The following is a 12,340-nucleotide window of genomic DNA, read 5'->3' on the forward strand; positions in this document are numbered from 1 at the left end:
ATTATCCCGACATATCAAAATTCGTTAAAAACCAATTTACATATATTCATAAACATCTTTTGCGTTTTCAGTTTCTGATAGCCGCTCTAATCTTCAGTTTCATCAAGGAGATTCCCATGCGCGCAATCAATCCCTCACCCGTATCGCCAGCGACACTTCCCATCCCCCCAGGGTCGGAAAATACGCCATCCATAACCCTCAATCCCAGCGGCAACCCGGTCATTCTTTCCCGTCGCCGTGCCGACCTCAGTCGCATGGAAGAACCTGGCTTCGCTCCCACACCACCCCCACTGACCTTGGACATTGAGGAGCATACGGTAGTCCTTGCACCTAGGAGAGCAGATCGCAGGCACCAGAACGAAGATGACGAATCCCTTGAAGACCAGCCGACGCCCCGGCTGCAGAACACACCCAGCGTGGCAGAAGCAGGCGATGGGACTGATCCGAAAAAGCCGCTCGTCATAAACGTATACATACATGACGACCTCTATCAGGAACATCAACCTTATTCATTCTATGGGGATTATTTCAGTTGGCTGGAAAAGGAACTTGAGTTCATTACAAGCCGTGATGTCATCATTGAAATGAAAGATAAAAGACAGGCACCGGAACTCACCAACTACGATTACAAACACAGCGACTTCAACGTCGCCAACCAGGGCTGGGAAAAAAGAGTGAAAGAACACCTCGGCGAAAACCAGAGCAGTGCCCAAGCCGGCCCGCCCCCGAAACACTTGCTATTTACCGAGAGCACCATAACCGATGGTGTGGTTGATTCTATTGAGGGCGTGGCCCTTTACAAAGGTGACTACGGCATAGCATCTAACAATTTCTATACCACACCCGCCCATGAAATCGGTCACATGCTGGGCGCAACCCATGAAGATAGCGAAGTGGTTTACAAGGATGGCTGGTGGTTCGATACGAACATGAAAAGTGATCTTTTTTCAGCGCTCAGGGGCAACAGCTACACTTTCAGCGATGCGAACAGGGAAAATATTCGCCGGTGGAGTGAGCGTTTCCCGTAACGGTCGGATCGTGTGCGGGCCGCGCACACCAGGCCAAGTCAGGCGGAAGGGTTTACCGCTGCACCTTCCAGCTTGCGCCACAACAAGCGCACGTTCGCCTTGCGCACCAGTGCGCAGCGATACAGCCGAATCTCCAGCGGCACGTGCCACTGCGGTCCGCCACACACCACCAACTCGCCCCGCGCCAGTTCCGCCCGCACGCTCAACTGTGGTACCCACGCAATGCCCAGCCCTTCCAGCGCCATGCTCTTGAGGCTGTCGGCCATGGCCGTTTCGTACACGGTGGTGAAGCGCAAGGCGCGCTGACGCAGCAAGAGGTTCACCGAACGCCCCAGGAACGCCCCCGCACTGTAGGCCAGCAACGGCACGCTGCCCTCGCCTTCCAGGTCGAACAGCGGCTTGCCGTCGGCATCGGCGGCGCACACCGGGAGCATTTCGGTGTTGCCCAGGTGCAGCGAAGGGAAAATCTCGGCGTCCATCTGCATCGCCGCGTCCGGGTCGTAGAACGCCAGCATCAGGTCGCAGCCGCCTTCGCGCAGGGCATGCACGGCGTCACCCACGTTGGTGGCGACCAGCCGCGTGGCGATGTTCAGGCCCTCGTTGCGCAGCTGTGCGATCCAGCGCGGGAAGAAGCCCAGCGCCAGCGAGTGAGCGGCCGCCACCTGCATGACCTCGCCCTGCCCGCCTTCCAGATGATGCAAATGGCGCAATACTTCGCCGAGCTGTTCAACCACCGTGCGTGCGGTGACCAGGAACAACTGACCCGCCGCCGTCAGCTCCACCGGCGTGCGCGAGCGATTGACCAAGGTCAGCCCCAGCGCCGCTTCCAGGCTGCGAATACGTCGGCTGAACGCCGGCTGCGTGACAAAGCGCCGCTCCGCCGCCTGGGAAAAACTGCGCGTCGCCGCCAGGGCGCTGAAGTCTTCCAGCCATTTGCTTTCAAGGTTCATCACTGCCTCCCACGCCGAATGCACCATTTTGGCACACACGCCCGTCATGGTAACCGGGTCACATCAACATTATGCCGTTTGTGCATAGGCCAGTGTTTAACAGCATTGGCCCAAAAACTTCCACAAGCCTAGCATTCGCAGCGTTCCGGCCAGTTCCGGGTCCATATCGAGATGATTTCCGTCATGTCCTCCGCTGCATCGTTCCGCACAGAAAAAGACCTGCTTGGCGTACTCGAAGTACCGGCTCAAGCGTATTACGGCATCCAGACCCTGCGAGCGGTGAACAACTTCCGCCTCTCGGGCGTTCCGATTTCGCATTACCCGAAATTGGTGGTCGGCCTGGCAATGGTCAAGCAAGCCGCTGCTGATGCCAACCGCGAGTTGGGCCAGCTCAGCGAAGCCAAGCACGCTGCTATCAGCGAAGCCTGTGCCCGCCTGATCCGCGGCGATTTCCACGAAGAGTTCGTGGTGGACATGATTCAAGGCGGCGCCGGCACTTCAACCAACATGAATGCCAACGAAGTCATCGCCAACATCGCGTTGGAGGCCATGGGCCACAACAAGGGCGAATACCAGTACCTGCACCCCAACAACGACGTGAACATGGCGCAGTCGACCAACGACGCCTACCCGACCGCGATCCGTTTGGGTCTGCTGCTGGGCCATGACGCGCTGCTGGCCAGCCTCGACAGCCTGATCCAGGCATTCGCCGCCAAAGGCGTCGAGTTCGGGCATGTACTGAAAATGGGCCGCACCCAATTGCAAGATGCCGTGCCGATGACCCTCGGCCAGGAATTTCGCGCCTTCGCCACCACCCTCGGTGAAGACCTGGCCCGCCTGAAAACGCTGGCGCCGGAACTGTTGACCGAAGTGAACCTGGGCGGCACCGCCATCGGCACCGGCATCAATGCCGACCCGCGCTACCAGGCCCTGGCCGTGCAGCGTCTGGCCCTGATCAGCGGCCAGCCGCTGGTACCGGCTGCCGACCTGATCGAAGCCACCTCCGACATGGGCGCCTTCGTGCTGTTCTCCGGCATGCTCAAGCGTACCGCGGTGAAGCTGTCGAAGATCTGCAACGACCTGCGCCTGCTGTCCAGCGGCCCACGCACCGGCATCAACGAGATCAACCTGCCGGCACGCCAGCCAGGCAGCTCGATCATGCCCGGCAAGGTCAACCCGGTAATTCCCGAAGCAGTTAACCAGGTCGCGTTCCAGGTCATCGGCAACGACCTGGCCCTGACCATGGCAGCCGAAGGCGGCCAGCTGCAACTGAACGTGATGGAGCCGCTGATCGCTTTCAAGATCTTCGACTCGATCCGCCTGCTGCAACGCGCCATGGACATGTTGCGCGAACATTGCATCGTCGGCATCACCGCCAACGAAGCGCGCTGCCGCGAACTGGTGGAGCACTCCATCGGCCTGGTTACCGCGCTGAACCCTTACATCGGCTATGAAAACGCCACCCGCATCGCGCGCATCGCGCTTGAAAGCGGCCGCGGCGTGCTGGAACTGGTGCGTGAGGAAGGCTTGCTCGACGACGCCATGCTCGATGACATCCTGCGCCCCGAAAACATGATCGCTCCACGTTTGGTCCCGTTGAAGGCCTAAGCGTTTGTTGCACCGCTCACCAGGTTGAGGGACTAGACACCTCTCACCTTTTGAGGGCCTGAAGGCTCGTTCTTCAGGCCCTTTTTTTACCTGTAGGAGCGAGCTTGCTCGCGAAAAACTACTGGGCACCGCGTTCATCAGGAGGAACACATCACCGTTCAAGACCTTCGCGAGCAAGCTCGCTCCTACAAACCTTTAATCAGCCCGAGCAGACGGATCACGTTCGCCTAGGTATAGTGCCGCCCCTCTCGCGTCTGCGGCCGTCGGTAACGAGGCCCGGGAACCACGCGAAACCGCATGAATAACAACACCCGCAAAAGGATCGGGGTCGAAACGTTGTGCACTGCCTGGTGCCATACGACGCGTCGGACCGTCCTGCGTTTGCCATTAGAAAAATCAGCGAGGAACACTCCATGCTCGAAGTCATCAACGACTTCCTCTCAGGGAAAGTACTGATCGTGCTCATTGTCGGGCTCGGCGGTTATTTCACGATTCGCTCGCGTTTCGTGCAATTGCGTCACTTTTTCCACATGTTCTCGGTGTTTAAAGACAGCCTCAAGAGCAGCTCCGGCCAACTCAGTTCGTTCCAGGCGCTGATGCTCAGCCTGGCGGGCCGCGTCGGCGCCGGTAACATCGCAGGCGTCGGCATTGCCGTGACCCTGGGTGGCCCGGGTGCCGTGTTCTGGATGTGGGTCACTGCGCTGGTGGGCATGTCTTCGAGCTTCATCGAATGCTCCCTCGGCCAGTTGTACAAGCGTACCGATGCCGAAGGCACCTACCGTGGCGGCCCGGCGTATTACATCCAGCACGGCCTGCACAAGCGCTGGCTGGGCATGGTCATGGCGTTCCTGCTGCTGGTGACCTTCGGCTTTGCCTTCAACGGCCTGCAAGCCCACGCAGTGACGCACTCGCTCAATAACGCCTTCGGCCTCGACACCACCTACACCGGCCTTGCGCTGGCCGTGTTGCTGGGCCTGGTGTTCATCGGCGGGATCAAGCGTATCGCCTCGATCGCCGACCTGCTGGTACCGGTCAAGACCCTGGTCTACATCGCAGTGACCCTGTACGTGATCGTGCTGCAGTTCGACCATGTTCCGGCCATGCTCGCAACCATCGTCAAGAGCGCGTTCGGCCTCGACCAGGCCTTCGGTGGCCTGGTGGGCAGCGCGATCATCATGGGCGTCAAACGCGGCGTGTTCGCCAACGAAGCCGGCCTTGGCAGTGCGCCTAACGTGGCAGCCGTGGCGTCGGTGGAACACCCGATCGCCCAAGGCGTGGTGCAGGCGTTCAGCGTGTTCCTCGACACCTTCGTGATCTGCACCTGCACCGCCTTGCTGATCCTGCTCTCCGGTTTCTACACCCCAGGCTTTGAAGGCGACGGCATTGCCCTGACCCAGAACTCCCTGGCGGCGGTGGTCGGTGACTGGGGCCGCATGTTTATCTCGGTGGCCCTGGCGTTGTTCGTGTTTACCTCGATCATGTACAACTACTACCTGGGCGAGAGCAACCTGCGCTTTTTGGTCGGCAACAACCGCAAGGTGCTGATGGGCTACCGCGCACTGGTGCTGGTGCTGATTTTCTGGGGTTCCATCGAGAACCTGAGCACCGTGTTCGCCTTCGCCGACATCACCATGACCCTGCTGGCGTTCGTCAACCTGTTCGCCCTGGCGTTCCTGTTCAAGATCGCCATGCGCATCCTGAATGACTACGACAACCAGCGCGCCGCAGGCATCAAGACCCCGGTATTCGACTCCAGCCAGTTCCCTGACCTGGACCTGGACCGCAAGGCCTGGCCGGCGAATCCGGTAAAGCCGGACCCTGCCGTGCAGGTTGCTGCTGAACTCGAAGCCCAAGCGCAACGCTAAGCAGATGACACGCCGCGAGGCCTTGGGCATGCTCAGGGCCTCGCGGCGTTTTTCGTTCAGGAGAATCAAATGACCCAACCCGCCCAGAACGTCATGGTGCTCTACACCGGCGGCACCATCGGCATGCAGGCCAGCGCCAACGGCCTGGCGCCCGCTTCGGGTTTTCAAGCGCGGATGAGCGACTACCTCGCCAGCCAACCACAACTGCGCGTGCCAGCGTGGCGCTTTCGCGAAATGGCGCCGCTGATCGACAGCGCCAACATGACCCCGGCTTACTGGCAACGCTTGCGTGTGGCGGTGGTCGGAGCGGTCGAGGCCGGCTGCGATGCGGTGCTGATCCTGCACGGTACCGACACCCTGGCCTACAGCGCTGCCGCCATGAGCTTTCAGCTGCTGGGCGTGCCGGCGCCAGTCGTGTTTACCGGCTCGATGCTGCCGGCCGGCGTACCGGACAGCGACGCCTGGGAAAACCTGAGCGGCGCCCTCGTGGCACTCGGTGAGGGCTTGTCGACAGGTGTGCACCTGTACTTCCACGGTGAACTGCTGGCGCCGACCCGTTGCGCAAAGATCCGCAGCTTCGGCCGCAAGCCTTTCGCCAACCTGCAACGCCAGGGCGGCGTGGCCCGTGCCGAATCGGTGCCGGACGCGCTGGATTATCGCCAGAACAAGGCGCCAGCCTGCATCGGCGTGCTGCCGCTGGTGCCGGGCATCACGCCCGCGCAACTCGACGGCTTGCTCGGCAGCGGCATTCAGGCGCTGGTGCTTGAGTGTTTCGGCAGCGGCACCGGGCCGAGCGACAACCCCGAGTTTCTCGCCAGTCTCGAACGGGCACGGGATGCCGGCATTGTGGTGGTGGCCGTCACCCAGTGCCATGAAGGCGGCGTGGAGCTGGACGTGTACGAAGCGGGCAGTCGCCTGCGCAGCGCAGGGGTTGTCTCGGGTGCGGGCATGACCCGGGAAACCGCGCTGGGCAAACTCAACGCGCTGGTCGGCGCAGGTCTTGCGGCGGACGTGATCCGCCAGCTGCTGGCCGTCAACCTGTGTGGCGAACTGGACTGACGCCGGCGCATACATAAGCACCGCCCCTCCTGATGAAGCGCTTTCTAGCATGGTGACGCCCGAGGCATGACCCCGGGTTGTTTCCCTCGCCGCGCCCATCAGGATCCACCATGACTTCGACTACCGCAGTAAAAACCACCCGCGATCCTACGGTCGCTCTGCTGAACCAGCTGTCCCTTGGCCCCTCGTTTCGCGAAGTCGCGGCCGTCCTGTTGCGTGAGCAACTGCAAGTGCGTTATCCCAACGTGGACATCGACCCAGGCATCGCCATGATCGGCACGCCCCAACGCGACATCGTCGGGGACCGAATTGTCACCAAAGCCGTCGAGTACGGGACACTGGCCGGTATCCTGGCCAGGCAGGCGGTGCTGGCCATCCCGGCCCTGTATATCGAGGGTGAACACTTCCTCACCCAGCAGCCCATCACCGAACCACCTGTGCATTTACCGGTGCGCGTCGATGAGATTGCCAGCATCATCAACCATCTGGCGCCAGTGATGCTGCGAGGCTATCAGGCCCTGCAGCTGGAGTTCTGGAATCAGCCCAACGGCCACACCGGCCCGCATTGGCGTGGGCTGTCCAACATCCTGCGCGACGCCTGGAACGTGGACACGATCCCTGGCTGGAGCCATGACGATTGCGTCATGGCACGCAAGCTGTTCCGCGCGGCCGACCTGAAGGATCGCCGTCTCAACGACAGCCACGACACCCACGCGTACGTGCTGGATATCGATGAGGTCGGTGACGACGACACCAAAACCCACGTCATTGACACCATCGTCGCGGTGCTGATCGGCAAACAGAACGGCAGCGAAGTCGTGCTCACCTACTCACCGCTCCAGGGCTACGACCGATATACCTCCCGCGAGCAATTCGACCAGGCTGTACCCGCACTGCTGGCTCCTTCCGTCGAGCGCAGGAAACTCCAGTGGCGCCTGTTCGAGCCCGAGGGGAACTTTTTCGATTGGCAAGCCTGCGAGTTGATTTCGATGCAGATCGAAGCCATCGGCACCCTCGATTTCTCGGATATCCGAGGCACCCAGGCGCCGCTGCCCACTCGTCCACGCGGCGAGACCACAGGTGAGTCACCCAACATGGCCTGGCTTGAACAGGCGTTGCCCGACTGGCTGCAAAAAGCCAGCGCTGCTGACCTCGACGCCTATTCCCGGCACCTCAAAGACCTTTCCGCACTGCACAGCCTCAACGCCGGCAAGTCCTACCAGGACGGCATCGCCACCATTGAACAGTTCGCCCTCGACAAGCTGAAGACCGAAATGCTCTATGACGGTCACACCAATGCCGTCAGCCTGGCGCTCGACACCTACGAGATAGAGGTACGGAGCCAAGTGATCTGGGGCACCTTCACGGTGCCGGGTCAGGTCGAAACCACTACCTTCAGCCTGGCGCAATTGGCGCTGCAAAACCTGATTGCCCTGCCCCTGGGCAACAAGATCCTGCGTCAACGCAACGGCCGCACCATTCCCGACTGGCTGACAGTCAGCTATGTGGAAGAGCTGATTACCCGCATCGATATCGGCAGTACCTACCCTGCCCTGGTCAAGAGCACACTGCTTGGCGACCAACAGGAGTCAGCCCGGCGCCAGCAACTGTACGCCAGCCACCTGCGCATTCAGCTGCCATTGCTGGCGCTGCAGCTCAAGATACGCAACGAGGCCGGCCTGGATGAGCGCGGCTACCGGTATGTCGCTGCAGTAATGGCGCGAGAGGAAAACGATCGGCAAGTCGAGGGGCAAGCCATTGTGATCCGGCCGTTGGCGTTCGTCCCCAAGCGCCGCACCGACGCGTCCATGGATGTGGTGGCCAATATGTTTGTCATCGGTCCCCGGGACATGAGCGCCGGTCCCTGCCTGCTGTACCGCCCCCTGCTCGACCAGCCGCTGGCACAATACCCTTCGCCGGCGAACCTGCTGTATTCGATCCAGCAGTCCGCGAGCCTGCGGGACTCGGTGCTGGCCTGGCTGCCCGATGGCGCACGTGATGACTATGCCCGTTACGTATTCCCGGGGACGCTGCCATCGCCCTGGGCGGTCGTCGAATTTCTGGTGGACCCAGGCAAACTGCTGACCTTGAGCGGGCCCATGTCGCTGGGTGAGGGCACCTTGACTGGGGACCCGTTCGAGGCCTTGTTCAAGGCCAACGCCAATGCACTGGTAACGCTGGCGGACCGCCAGTCCGTGTCGAACGCCGAAGCGCGGTGGGCGACGCTCAAGCACGCCGGCTGGCTGATCTTCAATGCGGCCCTGCCGTTTCTTGGCAGTGCCATCGGCGCCGGGGCGTGGATCTGGCAATTGATGGATCAACTGCAAGCACTCGTTGAAGCCCAGGATCACGCCGACACCCAGGCCACCTGGGAACGCCTCGCTGACCTGCTGATGAATCTGGGTCTGGCCATGGCGCTGCACAGCCTCACCCGCAGCACATCACGCGGCCCGGCAGAGAAGAAGACCGAGCCAGAGCAGGTCTCGCCGCCCGAGGCCATCCCTCCCAAAGCGCCGCCGGTAGTGAGCAAGGTGGCCGACATCCGCGATGGGCAATGGCCCCTCGATCACGCTCTATCCTTGCATACCAGCGGTGCATTGAATCAGGCCCCGACGCGCCTTGGCGCCGTGCTGGACAGGTTCAAGCTCAGCAAACCGGCCGACCTGGGTGAGCCCATCAGTGAGGCCGGCCCCTACAGGGACCTCTACCCGGCCGACGGGAAATACTACGCCCCGGTGGGCACGCGCTGGTTCGAGGTGAAGGTGGACGATAATGACAGCGTCATCATTGTCGACCCGCATCAACCCCGACGTACCGGGCCACCGTTGGTTGCCAATCGCCAGGGCAGCTGGTTCGTCGATACCCGCCTGCGCCTGCGCGGCGGCGGCCCCAAGAGCCTGGCCCGTAAGGCGCAGACGCTCGCGCAACAGCGCGCCGAGACATTGCGCAAGCAGCTGAGCGAATTCGAGAAGGCCAAAAAGACCGCACAGGGCGAGCTGCAGAAAGCCCGCCAGCAGATGGACGAGGCCGCTTCAACCTCCGCCCAAGCGCGGCGACAGGACTACCTGCAAACCCTGGAAAGCCAACGCCAGGACTATGAAACCGCGCTGCAGCGTCTCAAGGAACTGCACATCCATGCGCCGACTCCTGACTATGCGCCAAGGGCCATCGGCTACGTCAAAGCCCAACTGGACCTCGAGGCGGCCAGTCTTCGAGAAGCCCAGGCCGAATTCAGCCCCGTGTACAAGGAGTTTCTGAGGCATATCGAGCAAGAGGCCGCTTCGCCCCAGGAGCGACAGGTTGAAACAGCCCAGAAGATAACGGACCTCACCCCGAGCATCATCCAGCACCTGGACTACATCGACACTCGCTTCAGCCAATTGCGTAAGCTGTCCATCGAGGGGTTGGAGCTGATCCGGAGCACCAGGCGCCTGCTGCCCGCCTACACCAGCGATATGCTCAAGGCATTGAACGTCACAGTCGCCCGCGACTTGTGCCTGGATCCGCGAACCATCGCCACCACGCCGATGGCCTGGGCGACGATCGACAGTATCGTCGACCACGCGGTGCTGGCGATCCAATGCTTGCAGGACACCCTGGAAGAACGCAGCGAATCCCGCCTGGACGAACGGATCGACAGCCTGATCAGCCTGATCGAGCAGTTCAAGCTCGTAGACGAGCGCCTGCAGGATTTTCCCGAGGAGTTCAGTGACGAAGCGCTTAGCGCGCCGATTGAGCGCCTGCGCCAGCAAATCGAGGCGTACAACAAACAGAGCAGCCACCACCTGGCCCTGCTCACGGCCGAACGCACTATGCTGCGAACCCGTGCGACGCCACCGCCAACCCCGCCGCGACCGAAGAAGATATTCATCAATACCCGCTACTACGGGGTCCTGATCGGGGAGCAGCGCCTGACACCGATTGGCCTGGAAACCGACCTGGTGGATATCCGCTCACCCTTGACGGAAAAAATCGTCGCCACCTTCCACGAGAAAACCCCCGGCGTGTGGATTGAACACCTGCCCAGCACCTCAACGTCCGCCCCCGTCGTCGATTTGCAGACGAGCATCAATGCCGGCCAGACGCTTATCGACCAGTTGCCCGCCTTCGAGCTGCGTGCCACGGCCCAGGCCAACAAGCCATCGCGCAGCGCCATCGGTGTGGAGCAGATGTTTCATCAACATGCCAGGCGGCTGGAACAGGCCAGTGCTGATATTGACGAGGCGCTCACCGCCGGCAACGCCACCGAAAGCAACATGCCGTCTGCCGCCACGGTCAACAAGGCACTCAATGACGAAGTCAGTAGCCTCAATCGACAGGCCAAGGAGCATCGACTAAGAATCAGCAAACTCAGCCCTCCCACAATGACAGCTCTGGAGTGGCTGATGCGCAACGGGCAATTCACGATAAAGAAAACCGTCAACCGTCGCCGCATCAAAGGCCAAACCCCTGACTATCTGGATGAATACGCCATCAGTGAGCGCGGCTCCCACGAAGTCCTCTGGTATGCGCATTTTCACTACAGCACCCACTGGACGCCGAATAAATCATTCATCAGCGCTCGCCTGAAAACTGTAGCGGAACAGCGGCTGGGGGCGGCGGCTGACTCCGTCAAGGGCCTGGATGAGACACAAAGGGTGGCCTTCTACAGCAGCGAGATCAGTCTGGCGCAAGCCCAGCGGGTGTTTTTCCCATAAGCTGATCTGGACGGGCAACGGCACACAACTTGCTGCCTGGCCTGGGTCTCTGTCGTGGAAATTGCCATGCTCCATTCACACCTGACCACCCTCAATGCCGTGTCCCTGATCCTCACCACCTTCGAGGCCCAGGGGCTGGTCGGCGAAAACCTGCTGGCGGGCAGCGGCATCTGCGCGGCGGACCTTAGCCGCGCCGACACCCGTATCACGACCCATCAGGAGATGCAGGTGTGCGCCAATGCCGTGGCCTTGCGCCAGGACATCGGCCTGGAACTGGGCCGGCGCATGCATGTTTCGTCCTACGGTTTGCTCGGCTATGCGCTGCTCACCAGTGCCACCTTTGGTGACGCTTTGCGCCTGGCGCTGCGTTATCCGGCGCTGCTGGGAACACTTTTCGAGCTGAGCCTTGAGGAAGATGGCGAACGGATCTGGTTCACCGCCAGCGATTATCGGGAGAATCCGGCACTGGCGGGGTTCAATGTCGAGTTTTGCCTGGTGTCGCTGAAAGTCATCTGCGACGACCTTTTAGGGTGCGCGCTGCCGTTGCTCGGCGCGCGTTTCGAACACGCCGCGCCCGACTATTGGCGGCGCTATGCCGACCCCTTCGATTGCCCGCTGCAATTCAACGGGCGCAGCAACGCCTTCGCGTTCGACAAGCACTGGCTCGACCGCCCCTTGCCCCTGGCCGACCCGGTCACCCACCGCGCCATGGCCGAGCGCTGCCGCAAACAGAACCTGGAGTTCACCGGCCGCCAGGCATGGCTGGGCCGGGTGCGCCAGTTGCTCGCCGCGCAACTGCATGCCGCACCGGGCCTGGAAGGGTTGGCCGAGCAAATGAACTGTTCGGCGCGCACCTTGCGCCGCCACCTGCATGACCTAGGCTGCAGCTACCAGGAAATGCTCGACGAACTGCGCTTCGACCGGGCCAAACAGTTGCTCGGGCAAGACGGGCTGGCGATTCACCGGATAGCCGAGCAACTGGGCTTCAGCGAAACCGCAAGCTTTCGCCACGCCTTCGTGCGCTGGAGCGGCGTGACGCCGAGTCAGTTCCGCGCCTGATGAGCGAATAATGGACAGACTCTTTGGCCATATCGATCCCCTTTTGGCCGCTGCGACCGTTCTCCCGCGCCGCG

7 protein-coding genes are annotated in these 12,340 nt (G+C 61.5%); 6 read left to right on the top strand and 1 reads right to left on the bottom strand.

The genetic code is table 11. The annotated features are described in order from the left end of the window. Positions 1-116: 116 nt before the first annotated feature. Positions 117-1,028 (top strand): zinc metalloprotease, encoded by a 912-nt coding sequence (locus SC318_RS26480; protein WP_320429064.1) that lies wholly within the window; start codon positions 117-119, stop codon positions 1,026-1,028. A 38-nt stretch (positions 1,029-1,066) separates the two neighbouring features. Here SC318_RS26480 and SC318_RS26485 read toward each other — a convergent pair whose 3' ends face one another. Then, positions 1,067-1,978, bottom strand: a complete 912-nt coding sequence (locus SC318_RS26485; RefSeq protein ID WP_320429065.1) for a LysR substrate-binding domain-containing protein — start codon at positions 1,976-1,978, stop codon at positions 1,067-1,069. A gap of 183 nt (positions 1,979-2,161) precedes the next feature. Here SC318_RS26485 and aspA point away from each other — a divergent pair, with 183 nt between their 5' ends. From aspA to SC318_RS26510, 5 genes are all read left to right on the top strand, one after another. After that, complete coding sequence (aspA, locus tag SC318_RS26490) at positions 2,162-3,586, top strand: aspartate ammonia-lyase (protein WP_017135792.1); 1,425 nt, start codon at positions 2,162-2,164, stop codon at positions 3,584-3,586. A gap of 413 nt (positions 3,587-3,999) precedes the next feature. After that, positions 4,000-5,451, top strand: a complete 1,452-nt coding sequence (locus tag SC318_RS26495; protein WP_320429066.1) for an alanine/glycine:cation symporter family protein — start codon at positions 4,000-4,002, stop codon at positions 5,449-5,451. Positions 5,452-5,520: 69 nt separating this feature from the next. Then, the gene (locus tag SC318_RS26500) at positions 5,521-6,510 is read left to right on the top strand and encodes an asparaginase (RefSeq protein WP_320429067.1); all 990 of its coding nucleotides are present in this window, start codon (positions 5,521-5,523) and stop codon (positions 6,508-6,510) included. A gap of 110 nt (positions 6,511-6,620) precedes the next feature. Continuing rightward, positions 6,621-11,207, top strand: coding sequence for a hypothetical protein (locus tag SC318_RS26505; RefSeq protein WP_320429068.1), 4,587 nt, complete (start codon positions 6,621-6,623; stop codon positions 11,205-11,207). Positions 11,208-11,273: 66 nt separating this feature from the next. Next, on the top strand, positions 11,274-12,266 hold the full coding sequence (locus SC318_RS26510; protein ID WP_320429069.1) for an AraC family transcriptional regulator: 993 nt from the start codon (positions 11,274-11,276) through the stop codon (positions 12,264-12,266). Positions 12,267-12,340: the final 74 nt, after the last annotated feature.

This window comes from Pseudomonas sp. MUP55, from assembly GCF_034043515.1.
Taxonomy (GTDB): domain Bacteria; phylum Pseudomonadota; class Gammaproteobacteria; order Pseudomonadales; family Pseudomonadaceae; genus Aquipseudomonas.